This is a genomic window from Photobacterium sp. WH24, assembly GCF_019204055.1.
In the GTDB taxonomy this organism is placed as follows: Bacteria; Pseudomonadota; Gammaproteobacteria; order Enterobacterales; family Vibrionaceae; genus Photobacterium; species Photobacterium arenosum.
Window position 1 is genome coordinate 529,200 of the sequence record NZ_JAGSOZ010000001.1, and the last position, 19,042, is coordinate 548,241.

The window sequence follows — 19,042 nt, forward strand, 5'->3', positions numbered from 1 at the left end:
CTAAAGTAATGCTACAAAGCTTTGTGCAACTGAACTCACTGCATTTGTGTGTTGATGATCCTGTGATTGAGAAATGAAGCCAGCTTTCGAGCTTCGTCATGGCTCCGAGCGTTATCAGGTTCCATTTCTGCGAACTGTTGCAACTGTTTAAACACCGTATAAATTTGTCCAAGGAAGATCATGCTTATCAAACGGCCAGGCTCCCGGTATCAACTAAAACCGTTTACCGCGCAGGACTATTCATTACTCATGGATTGGGTAACGGATGAGGAGTTTAATTTACTTTGGGGAGGACCTGTGTATCAGTTTCCTCTGACCATAGAACAGATTGAGAAACATATTGCCCGTCCCGAAGTCCATCCCTATTTATTTCAGGTCGAAGGCCAGACAAAAGGCTATGTCGAGTTATACCAATCAGCACCCAAACAGTGCCGACTTTGTCGTGTACTAGTGGCGAATGAATCGGACCGTGGTAAGGGCTATGGCCGGATGCTGCTGGATATGGCGGTGGAGAAAGCAGAGTCTGAGTTCGGTGCTGAGGTGGTATCATTAGCCGTGTTTGAGCACAATTTTCGTGCAGTAAATTGCTATCGTGGTATGGGGTTTGAAACGTATCAGGCTGATCGGGCGACTCGCGTTTTTAATGGTGAACCCTGGACTTTACTGCAAATGAAGAAGTTATTGTAACTATCCGGTTCGGCTTGCAGAGACACTCAGTGCTACTCTCAATAAAGAATGACTGAATTCTCCTCTTTGGTAGTGATACCAAGGTATCTTGAGCTGTATTCTGGCTATCCGGCCAGATTTGCCGCCCCTATGATGAGGTATGCCCATGAGCTTGGAACAATTCAAATATGTCAGCTATATCGCGGCAAAAGATACTGATGTCTGGAATGCTTTGCTGGATCCGAAAATGACCCAGCAATACTGGGGGCATGTGAATGAATCTGACTGGAAAGTGGGCAGCCGGTGGGCGCATATTCGGGCTGACGGCTCTGAAATTGAAGATGTGACGGGAAAAGTGTTGCTTATTCATCCACCTCACCATTTAGTGCTGAGCTGGCAGGAAACCGGAGGGCACCATGGTGTGATGCATTCATCTCAGGTGAGTGTTGCGCTGGAAAACCTTGGTGAAGACACCCGGATAACGGTTATCCACAGTGACTTGCAGTCGGGTTCGCTGAGTTATCAGGATGTCAGTGAAGGCTGGCCCGCGGTGATCAGTAATTTAAAAACCTTGCTGGAAACGGGTCATGTAATGGCCAGCGATATCTGGTCGGCCAATTAGTAACAGGTTACTGACGTTTGGTAAAACCTGGTGCGGCATCAGAAGCAGGGTGTTCCAGGTTGGTGATTGGGTATGGATGCTCTGCTTTAAATTGCTGTTTCATTTCATACATAGCAAAATCTGCCTCCTGCAGCAGTTCTGACAGGCTTTTGCTGCCCGGAGTATAAACGCTCAGGCCGATACTGGCCGAGAGCGATAATTCGCGATGGAGGAGCTGAATGGGGATTTTGAGTACGTGGTCCAGCGTGTTCATCAGAAAGTTCGACACATACGCCTGATTGACCGACTGAGGGAAAACCTGGATCACAGCAAATTCATCACCTCCCATCCTAGCAACATACATGCCATCGTGTGTCAGGTTATCAAGTCGACGCGCTATTGTTTTTAGCAACTGATCCCCGGCACCATGCCCCAGTGTATCATTCACTTCTTTGAACCCGTTCAGGTCAATCAGGAAAAACGCAAACTCGTTACCGGATTTCTCAAGATCTTTTAATTTTCTGTTGAGCCAAAGTCGGTTATGGATGCCGGTTAATGAGTCATACATCGCCAGCTGATGGTGTGTTTTCGACTCTTTCATCAGTAAGTAAATCATCATGATGCCGATCAGCAAGGTGGAAAACAGGGAGGCATGGATTAACCAGCGCAGAGAAATAAATCTGTCCAGTTTTGAGCGCAATACATTGTTGGAGAAAAGAAATGTTTTTAACGCATAACTCATCAATTGATCGTAATTATTTTTGACCGCCAGGGTCAGTTCAGTCACGTTCTGTTTGGTGAGCTGTTGCAGCGAAGCTTCGTAGCCTTTAACGATTTGATAGTGATGATTGAAAGATTGCAATGAGCCAAAGGTGCTGTGAAGGCGGTTCACCTGGCTGTTGACTTGAATGGAATTAAAGCGGCTTAACAGTATCTCATACTGGAGTAGCACGTCGTTATTATCAGCCCGCCCGGCTTCATAGCTCTGAAGCTGGTATATAAATTCACTGTATTCATCGCTCAGTTGCATCATGAACCAGCTGGCCAGATTCTGGTCTTTACTGACAGACTCAGCATTGGATTCTAAAGAGCTGACAGACACGAAAGTAAACACAATAAGCAGGGGAGCCGCAAAAAAAAGCAGCTTTTTCATTAAGGGCATCCCGGCTAAGTGAAAGACTTTTAATGATTTCAAAGATAACACGTCATGGCACCACATTAATTTCGTTTATTTGCCAGACCATTTTTTCTAGGAAACCCTTATCAATGAGGTTTGGGTACGTATCCAGTGAAAAAATAAGCCAGAAGGGGCCGTAATCACGTACTCTCATCCATTCATCATTGTGACGTACCGCCAGTACAGGTTGATATGTTTCCATATCTTGCCAGTTTAACTCGGCGGTAAATTTATTCAGGGCCGTAAAATGTATGGTGCCGGGTTTTAGCTGATAGTGGTCTAACAAGGCTTGCAGATTAACACCGGAAAATGTTGCTTTGCCATTGACCCAAGGCATAGAGGTGGTGATGGATTCCTGCGGGAGGCTGGCGATATCGTCTCGTGTCAGGCGTATTTCTATGGGCGCATTTTCCGCCGACTGCCCTTTAAGTGTCAACGGAGGTGGTGTGAGAGCAAAAACAGGAAAAACGAAAATAACTCCTGCAAATAGCAGGCCTGACAAGAGGGTATTGGAAAGTGGTGAGATATACTTCCTGGGAATCACATATCCCTCAGCTTCGTGTGCGATTAGTGCGTAAATACAAAGATAGCTATATAAAAGCGCAAAGCAATACTTTTCTCGTATGAATGAGTGTGAAGGGATTATTTCAAATTTGAATTGAATGTGGGCGTTATGTCTGAAATGACAGTTTATGTGGTTTTATATTTTTCAATCATTGGACTTTTTAGTATAAACACACAGCCTTGTTGCGTGACTTTTGTTCCAAAAGTGGCGCATAGGAGGCGATTGCATATATGAAGTTCCAACTTAAGTTTATTGTCACGCAAGGAAATCAGATGCCAAAGTGTCTTTTTTTAGACATCTGATGCTATTACCGGCGAACCCTAGTTAAAGTGCCTCTGCTGAAGTCATTGGCGCTGTTGATCACGCCGGCATGACAGGCAAATTAAAGTAACGGGCTGAACATATAAAAGCACTGTTCAAGAAATTTATGGCCTAAAGAACGTTCACGCCATTTTGCCGGATCAATCCGGCTGGATTGTTTTATATACTGTTGCTGCAATTGTGCTAATTGCGCTGTAAAAACCGGATTATCTACCGCTAACGTCACTTCAAAATTCAGCCACAGACTTCGCATATCCAGGTTGACTGTACCAATCAGGCAGTGGGTATCATCAACGACAACCGATTTAGTATGGAGCAGACCGCCGTTAAACCGGTGAATAAACACACCGGCATTGAGAAGTTCGGCAAAAAACGAGCGGCTGGCCCATTCCACCATGACAGAGTCGTTTTTGGCGGGAATGACAATGTGAACTTCTGTCCCTCGTTCCGCGGCACTGATCAGCGCATGTAACAAGTGTTCGCTGGGTACAAAATAGGGGGTAGTGATGACCACGCGCTCCCTGGCCTGGTAAATACTGATCAGCAGAACCTGATGGATGATTTCATCCGGCATACCCGGCCCGGACGGAATCACCTGGATCATATCGATGTTGCCAGCAGGCGGGGTTGCGTCGCATTCAGGAACGGGGGGCAAATAACGTTGCCCGGTTTCGACTTCCCAATCCCAGGCCTGAATACAATTGAGCACCGACACGGCCGGACCGGTGACTCGCACCATCACATCAATCCATTGCCCTACACCGGCATCTGTTTTAAAAAAAGCCGGATCGACCAGATTCATGGAGCCGGTATAGGCAATTTGCGCATCAATGACAACAATTTTACGGTGCTGCCGGATATCCAGTCTTCGCAGGAACATACGTAACGGGCTGACAGCCAGCGCTTCTGTCAATTCGATACCGGCATGCTTCATTAAACGCGGCCAGTGGGAACGGAAAAAACGCATACTGCCAGCAGAATCCAGCAATAATCTGACTTTAACACCACGTTTAGCGGCAAGAATTAATGCTGTTGCCACTTCGTCGGCCAGGCCGCCCGGATGCCAGATATAAAATTCCAAATGAATTGCGCGATGGGCCTGCTGTATGTCTGAAATCAGCGAGCGCAGAATGGTTTGCGGGGTGTCCTGCAATGTCATGCTGTTACCCACCAACGCCGGAATGCCGAGGCGGTTCTGACACAGATCGTGAATGGGTTTGGTATGCAGGTTCATCAGCTGAGGCTGGTGTCCCGGGCAGTTATACAGTTGCTTAAACCAGCTGGCGAAGGGCTCAAACATTTCTTCGGCACGTAATGCCCGCTTTTTGCCAAGATTGAGTTCACCAAACAAGAGATAGGCAATGATGCCACCAATAGGAATGATGTAGATAATCATCAGCCATGCCAGCGACACGCCCACAACACGACGTTTGAATACCACCCGCATAGTGACAGCCGCAATGGCCACCCAATAGATAAACAGGCTGAGCCAGGCTAAGACTTGATAAACGTGATCCATAAAAGCGGCTTGTCTCTTTCTATATGCATACCTGCGCTCTATTTTGCACCCGAATCGCTGTAAAACATAGGGTTAAGCGAAAACTTGACACATTTTATAATGCCGTATGTATCAATAGTGAAGGCGTTATACGCTGAGAAATGTCTTATCTTGTAAGAGCCCCTTGTTATTTGAGTATCGTGTATGGCGAACAGAGCGCAATTCAGCTCCCGCATTGGTTTCATTCTGGCGGCAGCCGGCTCCGCGGTCGGTCTGGGCAATATCTGGGGTTTTCCGACTCAGGCGGCCAGCAATGGCGGCGCGGTATTTCTGATGGTTTATTTGCTGATGGTGTTTGCGCTGGCTTATCCCTTGCTGGTGGCTGAGCTGACCATTGGCCGCTACGGCAGTGCCGATCCCATCACCTCGTTGCGTAAAGTCTGGCCACGGCAGAAAGCCCTGATGGGGCTGGTCGGGCTGGCGGGTATGATAGCTGTATCGCTGATATTGAGTTTCTACGCGATTGTTGCCGGTTGGCTATTGGGGTATTTGCTGGCACCGATTTGTGAGGTGGTGGGGTTGGTTTCACTGGCTCACTGGCTGGAAGCGTTTGGCAGCGGCCGTAACCTGATACTCATGCTGGTCTTTATGTGGCTGACCGTAATGGTAGTAAGGAACGGGGTTGCTGATGGGATCGAAAAATGGTCCACCCGTCTGATGCCTGTTCTGCTGCTGCTGTTCGTTGTTATGGTGGTGTATATATTGACGCAGGACGGCGCCTGGAACGGGTTGAAGCTGTACCTGATCCCGGATTTCAGCCATTTGTCTCCCAAGCTGATTGTCAGCGCGATGGGGCAGGCGTTTTTTTCTCTTTCTCTTGGGGTGTGCACTATGATGGTGTACGGCTCGTATCTGAGTAAGTCGGCGAATCTACCGAAAACAGCAGCGCAGGTTGCACTGCTCGATACTGCCGTTGCTTTTATCGCCGGGCTGCTGATTCTGCCTGCTATGTTTGTGGCCCAGCATAACGGCGTGGTGATTTACGACGAGAGCGGGGCATTACTGGCGTCCGATACGCTGGTATTTAGTGTGCTGCCGACCATGTTCGACACCATGGGGCCGGTGGGCATGATAGTCGGCATCTTGTTTTTCGTGCTGATGATCATTGCGGCGCTTACCTCTTCCATTTCTATGCTGGAGGTGCCCGTCTCTTGCGCCATTGAAGAACTGAACCAGCGCCGCAGTACCGCCGTCTGGTGGATAGGCGGGTTAATCTGCGTCATCTCGGCGATCATTGTGTTTAATTTTGACGCCTTGTTCGGCCGGGTAGTGACCACGACCACAGCCTACGCACAGCCGATCATCGGCATGATTTTCGCGCTGCTGGTGGGATGGATCTGGCACAGAAATAAAGTATTGCAAGAAATCCGCAAAGGTTATCCGGCCGTTGCGTCGAGCCTGTTCTGGCGGATCTGGCCCTGGTATGTGCGTATTGTCTGTCCGGTTCTCATGCTGCTGGTCTTTTTCCTCCAGTAACGGATGACATCACAAGGCTGGCGTCATGCGGCAGAGCGGGTATACTGCCGCTTTCCTGAGTTAATCGAACTGCGAACCATGTTTACACTTCTGCATCAAACCCCGGACTTCCTCGTTATTTGCAAACATGCTGGCGTGAGTGTGCATAAAGATGACAATGATCAGCCACTGCTTGCGGAGGTTGCTGCGGCAACCGGAGATAAACAGCTGTATCTGATCCACCGTCTGGATAAGATGACATCGGGCATTTTGCTGCTGGGCCGTCACGCGAAAGCCGCCGCCGAGTTGTCGGGCGGTTTTGCCCGTCGTGAAGTGCAGAAGTTTTATCTCGCTATCAGCAGCAAGAAACCCAAAAAGAAGCAGGGCACAGTGATTGGCGATATGAGCCGTTCACGTCGTCGCAGCTGGAAGCTGGATGCAACGCGAGAGAATCCGGCTATTACCCAGTTTATTTCAACGGCCGCCGGTGGTGGCCGCCGGCTGTTCCTGTGCAAACCCTGCACAGGGAAAACCCATCAGATCCGGGTGGCGTTGAAAAGTGTGGGGGCCGGCATCACAGGTGATGATATTTATGGTCAGGAAGAGGCAGACCGCGGATATTTACACGCATTTGCCCTGCAGTTTACCTTTCAGGGACAAGTCAGCCGCTTTGTCTGTTTGCCTGAACAAGGCTCGCTATGGCAAGTGGAGGAAGTGCAGGTTGCGTTGTCCGAGTGGTCTGCGCCCTGGGACATTTCATGGCCTTCGCTACCTTCAGGGCTGGTTAAACCGCGCATTGATTAACGCCGTTGCCGCCAGAGCGGCAATCCGGTTAGATTCATTTATTATTTATTCCATACTGGTGATTCATGGACGCTTCTGCTTTACCTCTTTTTTATCAACATTTGCTGTCGCAACTGGCTTCTCCTCCTCATGAAATGCGCCGGCTATTCCATGGCCGGGGCCGGCGCTGGGCCGGACTGGAGCAACTGACGGCCGACTGGCTTGACGGCCAGGTGTTGATATCGCTGTTTAAAGAGCAGGATGCTGACTTTCTGGCTGCTTTGACGGCTTTACTTCAAGACGTAACGCAAACGCAAGCCTGGCAGCGCTCGGGCGCGGTGTCGCTTTTGGTGCAGCATCGTGACCGGGTGGGCTCACCGATGGAAGTGATCTGGGGGGAGCTGCAAACCTGGCAGCAAGTGACGGAAAATGGCCTTAAGTTTCAGCTGGATTTGGGTCAGAAGCAAAATAATGGTCTGTTTCTGGACATGCGTTATGGCCGCCAGTGGGTAAGAGACGCGGCGAAAGACAGCAAAGTGCTCAATTTGTTTGCCTATACGTGTGGATTTTCTGTTGCCGCCATTGCGGGCGGCGCAGAGCATGTGGTTAATCTGGATATGGCCAAAGCGGCTCTGGGGCGTGGCCGGGATAATCACCGGCTGAACGGGCACGATCTGAGCAAGGTGAGTTTTTTAGGGCACGATATCTTTAAATCCTGGGGCAAACTGAAAAAGTATGGCCCTTATGATCTGATTATCATTGACCCGCCGTCCTTTCAGAAAGGCAGTTTTGCACTCACGAAAGATTACGCCAAAATTCTGCGCCGTTTGCCGGATATGCTGACAGCCGAAGGCAAGGTGCTGGCCTGTGTCAACTCGCCTGCTGTGTCACCACAGTTTTTGATCGATGGCATGGCTGAGGAAGCACCTGAACTGAGGTTTATTGAGCGCCTTGATAATCCGCCTGAGTTTGCGGATCTGGAGCACGACAGTGCGCTGAAGGCCATGATTTTTGCCCGATAAATAAAAATGCCGGAGGATATCTCCGGCATTTTTATAACGGGTTAGCTTCCTGCCTGCCTGGTTTTCTGTCTGGCAACAGATCAGGAGCCGGGAGCAACAATCTGGGCACAGAATTGTGCATTGATCGGCTGCTGCACCACGGGTCTTCCCCGCATATCCAGGATCTGAATCAGATAGCCCAGACCTTCGCTGACCATAGGCGTCAGTTCAGGATTACTGCAGAAGTTCGCTGCCGCTGCCTGAGCCGCCTGAGTGGGAGGAACTTTACCGCCACCACCGTAGAGAATGGTAATTTCAACAATATTCTGCTGCGCCTTCGCTTTCATGATCTGGTACTGATCAATCTTGGGATAAGGTGCTTTGGAGTTAATGACAGCTGCCCGGCGCTCCGCAAGCTCGTTGGTCAGGTCATCCTGCGATTTAGCACAGCCAGTGAGAATAACTGCAGCCATCATGGCGGTAAACAGGGCCTTTATGGATGCTCGATTCATAACCATCAGGCCGGAAGTACTTTTTTGAATGGCTTCACAATGACTTTGTCATAGACACCGGCATCAATGTAAGGATCGGCATCTGCCCAGGCTTTTGCTTCTTCAAGAGAGCCAAACTCGGCGATGACGGTAGAGCCTGTAAAACCGGCTTCACCCGGGTTATCGCTGTCAATGGCGGGCATAGGTCCGGCAACCAGCAGGCGGCCTTCATCCTGCAGGGCTTTGAGGCGAGCCAGGTGATTTTCGCGAACGCTCAGACGGCGCTCCAGACTGTTTTCAACATCTTGAGAAAAAATGACGTACCACATGCGTTCTGTCTCCCTGTACTTGTGGTGGAATGCAGCCGTTATCATAGCGGAATGAAAAAGCCCCAACCAGCGATCAGGGCAGATAAATCAGGCTTTCTTAATCGGACGAGGGCGGCCATCGGCATCAATGGCGACATAATTGAAGGTGGCTTCACTGACTTTGTAGCGCTCACCAATACCGTCATTGCCAACGGGTTTCACCCACACTTCCATGGCGACAGAGAGCGATGTATTACCAATACGGTTACATTCGCCATAACAGCACACAACATCGCCTACACCGACGGGGGCTTTAAACACTATGTTGTCGACTGAGACGGTAACCACTTTACCGCGAGATATTTCCTTAGCCAGAATCGCACCGGCCAGATCGAGCTGTGACATTATCCAGCCACCAAAAATGTCGCCATTTGCATTGGTGTCAGCAGGCATGGCTAAAGTGCGAAGTAATAACTGGCCTCGTGGGACATTATTTTCTGAATTCATCATAAATCATGTGTTGGGAAGATGTATTCATATGGTCATCAATATTACGCTGGCTTGCAAGCAGAAAGCACCTGGTCTGACCCAGGCCTGATGGAACTTTGAACGAAAATCGGATTCATAGCGGCAGAAAATAATAAGGCTGTCAGTTGACAGCCTTATGAGATTACAGAAGCCGCAGTTTAGATTAGGCTTCGTTTTGTGTTGCCATGCGTACGTCTTCTTTTTGCTCGTCAGTGATCAGGCTGTCTACAATCACAGCACAGGCAGCGTCACCTGTAATATTAAGTGCGGTACGGATCATGTCGAAGATACGGTCCAGCGCGAACAACAGAGGCAGACCTTCGATAGGAATACCTGCCGACAGCAGTACAGCCACCACCAGGAATGAAGGACCAGGTACACCGGCCTGACCCACGGCGCCCAGTGTCGAAGTCACTATGATGGCGACATACGCGCTCATAGACAGGTCGACATTGAACAGCTGGGCAAAGAAGATAGCAACCAGGCCATAATAGATAGCGTTACCGCTCATATTGATGGTCGCACCAAGCGGCAATACGAAAGCCGCCGTGCTGTTTTTCACTTTCAGCTCTTCTTCGCAGGTTTCCATGGTGACAGGCAGTGTTGCCATGGAAGAGGCGGTAGACAGTGCAACTGCCTGAGGCTTCTTCATTGCAGCCAGGAACTTGATTGGCGATGTCTTGCTGAAGCATTTGATCATCAGCGGGTAGAACACGAAGCCGTATACCAGAATGGCAGCGATGTAGACAACGAACAGTTTGAACACCACCATCAGGGCGTCAAAGCCAAACGTACCCACGGCATCAGCCATCAGGCCGAATACGCCAAGAGGGGCGATCTTCATGACTACGTTGATCATCCAGACCATAGCGTCAACGATGGAATTAACACCGTTGATCAGCGGGTCACGGCGTTCTTTTTCCAGTTTAGAAACGGCGAGACCGAAGAACAGGCAGAACACCAGAATTTGCAGGATGTTTGCTTCATTCAGGGATTGGAAAATGTTGGTTGGGATCATACCCAAAATAGTTGCCCAGAACGAAGGCAGGTCACCTTTGTCAGCATAGGTATTTGCGAACATGCCCTGTACGCCGGTCAGGTCGACACCCATACCTGGCTGGAACACTTCACCCATAAACAGCGCCAGTGCAACGGCAACTGCTGATGTCAGGCCAAAGAACCCCAGAGTAATCAGGCCGATCTTACCCGCTGACTGGCTGCTACCCAGACCGGCTGCGCCAGAGATGATAGCCACAGCAACCAGAGGGATCACCAGCATTTTAATCAGGTGGATGAAAATGCTGCCCAGCGGAGCAAACATACTCGCCGAGTGCCCCATCATTGCACCGGCCAGTGCACCCAAGCACATGGCAATGACAACCTGTACTCCAATGTTGCCAAGTAGTCCTTGTTGTTTTAGCACCTTGAACACCTTTATTGTGGAAGTTTGTTAATTGATGAAAGACTTATGTTTCGCAAATGTTGCTTAATTTGAGTCAATATTTTGCGGGTTAAGGTTTTACAGCAGAATAATGCGATAATCAATGTTGAAATTCGTTACTTTCTACTTCTGTTACGATTTAGGGGCGATTTATTCTACTAGGCTGGCGGGCTTATGCATTACGTTTTTTATGCCCGAAAAGGAAGGGTGTAACAGCAATGTTAAAAAATAAGCCCCGGCTTAATGAAGCCAGGGCTCTGTTTTAGGGCGGAGGAATCCATCAGCCTCTGGTGGCTTGCTTCATACTGTGGATGAACTGTCCTAATGCGTGGAGCAAAGCGTCCGGATTATCTTTGTGCTGCTCGATGATTTTCACTACAGCAGAGCCGGATATCGCTCCGGCTGCACCGGCCTTGATGGCGTCAGCCACTTGTGCCGGCTCTGAGATACCAAAACCCAGCAGTGCGGGGGGCGCTTTATATTCGGCCAGAGAGGCCAGCAGATGGTCAATGGGCATACCTGCTTTGGTTTCCGCCCCGGTGACACCGGCGCGTGACAGCAGGTAAGTATAACCACCACCCAATTCGGCCACGGTTTTCAGCGTACTTGCTGTGGCATTCGGCGGGGCGATGAAAATCGGGTGAATTCCGTATTTTTCCGCCGCTTGCCGGAACTCTGCGGATTCATTAACAGGCACGTCTGCGACCAGAACCGAGTCAACACCCGCTTCCTGGCAACGACGGTAAAAATGCTCAATGCCGCCTGCAAACACCAGGTTGGCGTACATCAGCAGGCCAATAGGCAACTCGGGGTACTTTTCCCGCACCTGTTTTAACAGCTCAAAACAGGTGTCAGGCGTGGTTCCGGCATCCAGAGCACGGATAGTTGCCCCCTGAATGGTTGGCCCGTCGGCGAGCGGGTCTGAAAACGGAATACCCAGCTCAAGGGCATCGGCGCCGGATTCAACCAGGGTATCAATGATTTGCAAAGAGAGGGCCGGACTCGGATCCCCTAAGGTGACAAAAGGAACAAACGCGCCTTCCTGTTTGGCCGCTAAACGGCTGAATAAAGCTTGATAACGGTCCATTACAGCGCTCCCTTTTCATCCAGAATCTTATGTACGGTAAAGATATCTTTGTCACCACGGCCAGATAAGTTAACCACCAGGAGTTGTTCCTTTTCTGGTTCATCTTTAATCAGCTTGAGTGCATACGCGAGGGCATGTGCCGATTCCAGCGCCGGAATAATGCCTTCATTACGGGCCAGTGCCTGGAAAGCATCCAGTGCTTCGTCGTCGGTCACTGAACCGTATTCCGCGCGGCCGGTGGCATTCAGATGAGCATGCTGAGGGCCCACAGACGGGAAGTCTAAACCGGCCGAGATAGAGTAAGATTCCTCCACCTGACCATGTTCATCCTGCATTAACGGGGCTTTCATACCAAAGAAAATCCCCAGCTTGCCATGTTTCAGCGGTGCGCCGTGCATGTGGGTATCCAGCCCCAGGCCGGCAGGCTCCACACCAATCAGTTTCACGCTGGTGTCTTCGATAAAATCGGCAAACATGCCGATAGCGTTGGAACCGCCGCCGACACAAGCGATAACCGCATCCGGCAAGCGGCCTTCTTTATCAAGAATCTGCGCTTTGGTTTCTTCTCCGATAATGCGCTGGAATTCACGGACTATCGTTGGGAAAGGGTGCGGGCCTGCTGCGGTCCCCAGCAGATAATGAGCCTTGTCGTAAGTGGCTGACCAGTCACGCATGGCTTCATTACAGGCATCTTTCAAGGTCGCTGAGCCGGAGTGAACCGGAATGACTTCTGCACCCATCAGTTTCATACGAAAAACATTCGGACTCTGGCGCTCAACGTCTTTGGCACCCATGTAAATACGGCATTTCAGGCCCAACAGGGCACAGGCCAGTGCAGTGGCAACGCCATGCTGACCCGCGCCGGTTTCGGCGATGATTTCACTTTTACCCATGCGTTTGGCCAGCAGGGCCTGGCCCAGAACCTGATTGGTTTTGTGTGCGCCGCCATGGAGCAGGTCTTCGCGTTTGAGGTACAGCTTGGTGTTGGTGCCTTTGGTTAAATTCTGGCACAAGGTCAGTGCCGTTGGGCGACCGGCATAGTCTTTCAGTAAGCCGATAAATTCTTTTTCAAAAGCCGGGTCTTTCTGCGCATCAATAAATGCGTCTTCCAGCTGGTCCAGGGCCGGAACCAGAATCTGGGGCACAAACTGGCCACCAAATTCACCAAAATACGGGTCGAGTTTACTCATGTGTCTGCTGTCCTATTCTTATCATCTGTGTCAGTGCGGAAGCCCGCAAGCTGTTCGCTTACCTGATTAAGGCTTCACTGCCTTGAATACCGAGAGTAATTTCTGTCTGTCTTTTTTGCCGGGCTCGCTTTCCACGCCTGAGTTAAAATCAAGGCCACGACAGCCTTTGCTGGCGGCGTCTTTAGCATTACCCGGGTTCAAACCGCCAGCCAGCATAATGCGGCTTTTCTCTTCGCAGTTATCCAGCAGCGACCAGTCAAATTGCTGACCTGTACCACCGCTCTGATTACCGACCTGAGTATCCAGCAGGTGTCGGTCAGCCGGCCAGTCAGCCAGCTCGGGCAGGGCATCACTGACACCATGGGCTTTCCAGACTTCACAGTCTGCGGGTAATAGCGTTTTCAGCGCTGAAATATAATCAGATGACTCGTTGCCGTGCAACTGAACGGCCGCCAGTTTCAGAGTTTTAGCGAGTTCGGCGACAGCATTGACATCTGCATTGCGAAATACGCCGACGTACTTCAGCGGAGCACCACTCATCACCAGTCGGGCCAGCTCACCGTCGACGGCTCTTGGTGACCCTTCGACGAAAATCAGCCCGCCATAAACTGCACCGCTCTGGTACGCCGCACAGGCATCATCAGGGTGCGTCAGTCCGCAGACTTTATGTTCGCCCAGCAGTACAGTGCGTACAGCCATTTCCAGATTATCTTCACTCATCAGTGAGCTGCCAATCAGAAAGCCACTGGCGTAGTCTGATAAATCACGAATTTGCTGGTTGGTGTAAATACCGGATTCTGAAATTACCAGCGTACCTGCAGGCAGACGCGGAGCCAGCACTTTGGTCCGGTTCAGGTCAATGCTGAGATCGCGCAGGTTACGGTTGTTAATCCCTACCACTTTGGCTTGCAGTGCAATAGCACGTTCCAGTTCTTCTTCGTTACTGACTTCGGTCAGCACCCCCAGATTCAGCGTGTCGGCCAGGGCTGCCAGTTCGCGGTACTGATCGTCGTTCAGGACAGACAGCATCAGTAAAATGGCATCGGCCTGATAATAGCGGGCCAGATAGACCTGATACGGGTCTATCATGAAATCCTTGCACAATACGGGCTGGGTCACGTGCTGGCGGACTTGCGGCAGAAAATCAAAGTTTCCCTGGAAATATTTTTCATCTGTCAGTACGGAAATCGCATTGGCATAACGGCTGTAGACCTGAGCAATATGATCCAGATCGAAATCTTCCCTGATCAGCCCTTTAGACGGCGACGCCTTTTTGCATTCAAGAATGAATACCGCGCTTTCGCTGTGCAGAGCCTGATAAAAGTCCCGGTCGCTGGGGATGACATCGGCAATGAAGCTGTCCAGCGGTTGGACTGCCTTACGGGCTTCAACCCAGACTTTCTTATCAGCGACGATTTTGGCGAGTACAGTTTCCATGGTTAACCTCGTGCGGCCAGTTGTTCTACCAGTTGGTAGGCTTTGCCGGATTGCATGACTTCCATCGCTTGCTGAGCATTGGCTTTCAAATCTTCCTGACCAAACAGACGAAGCAGCAGAGCGACATTGACGGCCACAGCGCTTTGCTGTGCTTCCGTGCCTTTGCCCGTCAGTATGTTGGTGATAATGGCACGGTTTTCTTCCGGTTCGCCCCCTTTAATCGCATCTAATGCATGGGTTTGCAAGCCAAAATCTTCCGGTGTCACTGTATATTCGCGAATATCGCCATTGATGATTTCAGCAACCAGAGTCGGGCCGTGAATGGCCACTTCATCCAGACCGCTGCCATGCACCACGGCGGCGCGTTTCATCCCCAGCGCTATCATGGTTTCTGCAATCGGGCGAACCAGAGCGGCATCGTACACGCCCATCAGCTCAATGCTCGGACGGGCAGGGTTAATCAGCGGACCGAGCAGGTTAAAGATAGTGCGGGTTTTCATGGCCTGACGGGCGGGCATCGCATGACGCACACCGCTGTGGTACTGAGGCGCAAACAGGAAACAGACACCTTGCTCATCGAGCGCGGCGCGGGCGTCTTGTGCCGACATCGCCAGATTAATGCCAAATTTGTCCAGCAGGTCTGAAGAGCCTGATTTACTGGAGACGCCACGGTTACCGTGCTTGGCAATTTTTACGCCGCAGGCGGCGGCGACAAAGGCCGCGGTGGTGGAAATATTAATGGTGTTCGCACCGTCACCGCCTGTGCCGACAATATCGGCAAAGTCGTAGTCAGGACGAGGGAAGGGCGCTGCATTTTCCAGTAAGGCAGTGGCGGCGCCGGCAATCTCATCGGGTGTTTCGCCTTTGATTTTCAGCGCGGTCAGAATGGCAGCCAGCAGAGCGGACTCCACGTCACCTTTGATAATGGCATCGAATAATGTGCGGCTTTCGTCTTTTGTCAGCGTTTGCTGATCGTATAACTTGTCGGTAATCGGATAAATAGCGCTGTTCATCTGGGCTCTCCCTTAGCTTTAAAATTCAGTCACAGTGGCGGATTGGCCCGAGACCCAGTCGAGGGTATTTGCCAGCAGTTGCGCGCCTTGCGCAGTCAGAATGGACTCAGGATGAAACTGAAATCCGCAGACTTTGTCCTTCTCGTGGGTGACCGCCATCACCAGGCCATCGACCTCAGCCACTACCCTGAGCGAGTCCGGCACCTGGGTGGCTACCAGCGAGTGGTAACGGGCGATGGTCAGCGGGCTTGATAACTGACCAAAAACGGCATGCTGGTTATGGGTCATCTGCGCGGCTTTACCATGGACTATGTCACCCGCTCCCTCTACTTTGCCGCCATAGGCTTCAACAATGGCCTGATGGCCAAGACAGATACCTATCATGGGGATCTTGCCGGCTACCCGTTTGATCAGTGCCGGCATACAGCCAGCCTCGGCAGGCGCACCCGGACCCGGTGACAAAACCAGTACCGGATTTTGTTTCTCTGCCAGAGCCTGCTCCACCTGTTCTGCGCTCAGGCTGTTGCGAAAAATGGTGACCGGATAACCCATGGAGCGAAACTGGTCGACCAGGTTGTAGGTAAAGGAGTCGAAGTTATCCAGCAGAACGATGTCGATATGTTTGTTCATGAGCGGCTCCTTATTGCACATTGTGTGCGTGACGAATGGCGGTGATCACAGCCTGTGCTTTGCTACGGGTTTCGTCCGCTTCTGCCTGCGGTACGGAGTCATACACCACACCGGCACCGGCCTGCACGGTTGCAACACCGTCTTCGACATAGGCCGAACGAATGACGATACAGGTATCCATATCACCCTGCCCGGTCAGGTAACCGACTGCACCGCCATAGCTGCCGCGACGTTGCTGTTCGACATCGCGGATGAGCTGCATGGCCCGGATTTTCGGTGCCCCTGTCAGGGTGCCCATGTTCATGCAGGCCTGGTAGGCGTGCAGGGCGTCAAGATCATCGCGCAACTGGCCAACCACACGGGAAACCAAATGCATCACATGGCTGTAGCGGTCAACCTGCAGCAGATCGGCCACGTAACGCGTACCTGGCTGGCTGATTCGGGCCACATCATTTCGGGCCAGGTCGACCAGCATCATGTGCTCGGCGTTTTCTTTTTTATCGCAGCGCAGTTCCAGTTCGATACGGCCATCCAGATCCAGATCTATGCCGCCGTCCGGTTTTTTACCGCGTGGACGGGTCCCGGCAATGGGGTAGATTTCGACCTGATTGCTGTCGGTGCAATATTTCAGTGCGCTCTCCGGAGAAGCGCCAAACAAAGTGAAGTCGGCATCTTTCAGGTAGAACATGTAAGGGCTTGGGTTACCTATCTTCAGTGCTTTGTAGGCGTTCAGCGGTGACGGGCAGGGCAGAGTGAACTGACGGGACGGCACCACCTGAAAAACATCACCCCGTACCACAAATTGCTTTAACTGCTCGACGGTGGCGCAGAAGTCGGCATCACTGATGCTGACGCTGGGCTCGCACGTGTCCAATAACTCGGCCGGTGGCAGGGCAACCGGTTTCAGGCATATTTCTTTTATCTGTTGCAGCCGGCGGCTCAGTTCGAAATAGCTCGCCGTATAGTTGTCGCCGCCGAACAAGGTCGCCTGAAGCTTGCCTTTACGGCGCTGGTGGTCGATAACCAGCAGGGTTTCTGCCACGTAAAACAGGTAATCCGGACAGCGGTTGCCCTGCTCTGCGTCAGGCAGCGGCTCGAAGCTGGCGACCAGATCGTAGGCAAACAGACCGCCCAGAAACAGTGCTTCGCGAGACTGAGCAGGCTGGTGAAAAATGTGCTGAATCAGGCGCAGTGCATCAAAAGGTGATGACTGGCGCAGCCGGCTGTCTTCATCCAGCGCACGGCCACTTTCCTTAAATGTCAGTATCAGGGTGTTGTTGTCCACGGCCAGGTCAACATCGGCCGGGATCTGATTTTTCACGGCCTGCAGCACGTTCTGACCATTGCTGGTTAAGGCTTCCAGGCGTACTTCGCGGCCGCGGCAGACAATGCGAACGGCGGCATCAATCAGCATCAAACTTTTCAGATCTTCCTTGGAATCGATTTCTGCCGACTCAAGTAACAGATTGTGGGGACGGTCGCCACAGATTGAATAATACAGTTCCGTGGGCTCTGAGACATAAGGAACGTCCAGATTCAGAACGTCCAGTTCTCCGACAGCTAAAGGCGTTGTTTTCATAGTGTTTTACCTGCAGCTTCTACAAAGGGTTTCAGTTCCTGCATCAGTTGCTGGAACATGGGGCCGGTCAGCGCCTGATGGCCGTCAGACAGTGCTTCGCCAGGATTGAGGTGAGATTCAACGATGATGCCGTCGGCACCTACTGCGGCCGCCGCGCGGGATAAGGGAATCACCAGCTCACGGACACCCGTGCCATGGCTCGGGTCAACAACAACGGGCAGATGGGTTTTCTGCTTCAGGAAAGCAACGGCATTGAGATCCAGTGTATTGCGGGTAGCGGTTTCGAATGTGCGGATACCACGCTCGCACAGGATGATGTTCGGATTGCCGGCATCATAGATATATTCCGCCGCCAGCAGCAATTCTTCGATAGTGGCAGACAGGCCGCGCTTTAGCAGAACAGGCTTTTTGCTCTCACCCACTGCTTTAAGCAAAGCATAGTTTTGCATGTTACGGGCGCCGATTTGCAGACAGTCGATGTAGTCACACATGGTCTCCATCTGGCTCACTTCCATCACTTCAGACACAGTGGGCATGTTCAGCATCTCGCTGGCTTGCTTGAGCAGTTTCAGTCCTTCAACGCCCATGCCCTGAAAGTCATAAGGGCTGGTACGCGGTTTGTAAGCGCCGCCCCGCAGTGCCACCGCGCCATGCTGTTTGACCACTTCGGCCACAGACAGCAGCTGCTGTTCGGATTCCACCGAGCAAGGGCCGGCAATCACGGCAAATTGATTGTCGCCCACCGACGCATTGCCAAAGCGAACGACAGTATCATGTGCCTGCACTTCACGGCTGACCATTTTGTATTTGGTCAGGATCGGCTTGATGTTTTCCACGCAAGGATTGGCATCCAGATTCAGTTTCTGCAGCACCCGCTCGTCGCCCAATGCACCCAGCACAATGCGCTCCACACCTGGCATATAAAGGGGTTTGAGGCCGGCATCTTCGATACGTTTCAGGATGTCTTGTGCTTGGCTCTCGGTGGCTGTTGGTTTCAGTACGATAATCATGTTGTTGTCCTTGCTAGCCAGATGTGGAATTGGTTTTAGATTGTTCAGCTATAAAAAAACCCGCGAAAGGCGGGTTCTGGATTCTGTGCAGTCGGCACAGCAAATCTCACGACCCGCTAAAGGTTGTGCTGCCACCAAGTGAAGAAAGCGCGAAGCGGATGATGTTTTTGCTGTAACATAAACAGAACCTGAGTAATTAAA

General features: G+C 51.3%; 19 protein-coding genes. 5 read left to right on the forward strand and 14 right to left on the reverse strand.

Annotated elements, in window-relative coordinates; genetic code table 11:
• Nucleotides 1–180 precede the first annotated feature (180 nt).
• Complete coding sequence (locus KCG43_RS02340) at nucleotides 181–687, forward strand: GNAT family N-acetyltransferase (RefSeq protein WP_192015282.1); 507 nt, start codon at nucleotides 181–183, stop codon at nucleotides 685–687.
• 145 nt (nucleotides 688–832) lie between these two features.
• Nucleotides 833–1,288, forward strand: a complete 456-nt coding sequence (locus tag KCG43_RS02345) for an SRPBCC domain-containing protein (protein ID WP_052729897.1) — start codon at nucleotides 833–835, stop codon at nucleotides 1,286–1,288.
• Between the two features lie 7 nt (nucleotides 1,289–1,295).
• On the opposite strand, the gene KCG43_RS02350 is transcribed toward KCG43_RS02345, so the two are convergent.
• The 3 genes from KCG43_RS02350 to cls all read right to left on the reverse strand — a co-directional run bounded on the left by KCG43_RS02350 (nucleotide 1,296) and on the right by cls (nucleotide 4,849).
• Entirely contained in the window at nucleotides 1,296–2,420 is a 1,125-nt protein-coding gene (locus tag KCG43_RS02350) for a GGDEF domain-containing protein (protein ID WP_192015283.1), read from the reverse strand.
• A 52-nt stretch (nucleotides 2,421–2,472) separates the two neighbouring features.
• Nucleotides 2,473–2,988, reverse strand: coding sequence for an oxidoreductase (locus KCG43_RS02355; RefSeq protein ID WP_218383067.1), 516 nt, complete (start codon nucleotides 2,986–2,988; stop codon nucleotides 2,473–2,475).
• 403 nt (nucleotides 2,989–3,391) lie between these two features.
• A complete protein-coding gene (gene cls, locus KCG43_RS02360; RefSeq protein WP_192015285.1) occupies nucleotides 3,392–4,849 on the reverse strand; it encodes a cardiolipin synthase in 1,458 nt (485 codons plus the stop codon).
• Between the two features lie 183 nt (nucleotides 4,850–5,032).
• On the opposite strand from cls, the gene KCG43_RS02365 reads away from it, so the two are divergent.
• From KCG43_RS02365 to KCG43_RS02375, 3 genes are all read left to right on the forward strand, one after another.
• The gene (locus KCG43_RS02365) at nucleotides 5,033–6,364 is read left to right on the forward strand and encodes a sodium-dependent transporter (protein WP_218383069.1); all 1,332 of its coding nucleotides are present in this window, start codon (nucleotides 5,033–5,035) and stop codon (nucleotides 6,362–6,364) included.
• A gap of 78 nt (nucleotides 6,365–6,442) precedes the next feature.
• Complete coding sequence (locus KCG43_RS02370; protein ID WP_218383305.1) at nucleotides 6,443–7,147, forward strand: TIGR01621 family pseudouridine synthase; 705 nt, start codon at nucleotides 6,443–6,445, stop codon at nucleotides 7,145–7,147.
• 65 nt (nucleotides 7,148–7,212) lie between these two features.
• Nucleotides 7,213–8,148, forward strand: coding sequence for a class I SAM-dependent methyltransferase (locus tag KCG43_RS02375; RefSeq protein ID WP_192015287.1), 936 nt, complete (start codon nucleotides 7,213–7,215; stop codon nucleotides 8,146–8,148).
• Nucleotides 8,149–8,228: 80 nt separating this feature from the next.
• Here the strand turns inward: KCG43_RS02375 and gspS2 are convergent, their stop codons facing one another.
• From gspS2 to KCG43_RS02430, 11 genes are all read right to left on the reverse strand, one after another.
• Nucleotides 8,229–8,639 carry a type II secretion system pilot lipoprotein GspS-beta gene (gene gspS2 / locus KCG43_RS02380; protein WP_192015288.1) on the reverse strand — a complete coding sequence of 137 codons (411 nt, stop codon included), beginning with the start codon at nucleotides 8,637–8,639 and terminating at the stop codon, nucleotides 8,229–8,231.
• Nucleotides 8,640–8,644: 5 nt separating this feature from the next.
• The gene (locus KCG43_RS02385) at nucleotides 8,645–8,947 is read right to left on the reverse strand and encodes a YciI family protein (protein ID WP_027253406.1); all 303 of its coding nucleotides are present in this window, start codon (nucleotides 8,945–8,947) and stop codon (nucleotides 8,645–8,647) included.
• An 87-nt stretch (nucleotides 8,948–9,034) separates the two neighbouring features.
• Entirely contained in the window at nucleotides 9,035–9,433 is a 399-nt protein-coding gene (yciA, locus tag KCG43_RS02390; RefSeq protein ID WP_192015378.1) for an acyl-CoA thioester hydrolase YciA, read from the reverse strand.
• A gap of 184 nt (nucleotides 9,434–9,617) precedes the next feature.
• Nucleotides 9,618–10,886: a dicarboxylate/amino acid:cation symporter gene (locus tag KCG43_RS02395; protein WP_303453707.1), complete on the reverse strand. Its 1,269-nt coding sequence runs from the start codon at nucleotides 10,884–10,886 to the stop codon at nucleotides 9,618–9,620.
• 289 nt (nucleotides 10,887–11,175) lie between these two features.
• Nucleotides 11,176–11,982: a tryptophan synthase subunit alpha gene (gene trpA / locus KCG43_RS02400; RefSeq protein ID WP_218383072.1), complete on the reverse strand. Its 807-nt coding sequence runs from the start codon at nucleotides 11,980–11,982 to the stop codon at nucleotides 11,176–11,178.
• The gene (gene trpB, locus KCG43_RS02405; protein ID WP_027253402.1) at nucleotides 11,982–13,172 is read right to left on the reverse strand and encodes a tryptophan synthase subunit beta; all 1,191 of its coding nucleotides are present in this window, start codon (nucleotides 13,170–13,172) and stop codon (nucleotides 11,982–11,984) included. Before trpB ends, trpA begins: the two co-directional genes overlap by 1 nt.
• A 66-nt stretch (nucleotides 13,173–13,238) precedes the next feature.
• Nucleotides 13,239–14,609: a bifunctional indole-3-glycerol-phosphate synthase TrpC/phosphoribosylanthranilate isomerase TrpF gene (gene trpCF, locus KCG43_RS02410; protein WP_192015291.1), complete on the reverse strand. Its 1,371-nt coding sequence runs from the start codon at nucleotides 14,607–14,609 to the stop codon at nucleotides 13,239–13,241.
• 2 nt (nucleotides 14,610–14,611) lie between these two features.
• Nucleotides 14,612–15,622, reverse strand: a complete 1,011-nt coding sequence (trpD, locus tag KCG43_RS02415; RefSeq protein WP_255557827.1) for an anthranilate phosphoribosyltransferase — start codon at nucleotides 15,620–15,622, stop codon at nucleotides 14,612–14,614.
• An 18-nt stretch (nucleotides 15,623–15,640) separates the two neighbouring features.
• On the reverse strand, nucleotides 15,641–16,252 hold the full coding sequence (locus KCG43_RS02420) for an aminodeoxychorismate/anthranilate synthase component II (protein WP_255557828.1): 612 nt from the start codon (nucleotides 16,250–16,252) through the stop codon (nucleotides 15,641–15,643).
• A gap of 10 nt (nucleotides 16,253–16,262) precedes the next feature.
• Nucleotides 16,263–17,831: an anthranilate synthase component 1 gene (locus KCG43_RS02425; protein ID WP_218383077.1), complete on the reverse strand. Its 1,569-nt coding sequence runs from the start codon at nucleotides 17,829–17,831 to the stop codon at nucleotides 16,263–16,265.
• Entirely contained in the window at nucleotides 17,828–18,841 is a 1,014-nt protein-coding gene (locus tag KCG43_RS02430; protein ID WP_218383078.1) for a bifunctional 3-deoxy-7-phosphoheptulonate synthase/chorismate mutase, read from the reverse strand. Before KCG43_RS02430 ends, KCG43_RS02425 begins: the two co-directional genes overlap by 4 nt.
• Nucleotides 18,842–19,042 lie beyond the last annotated feature (201 nt).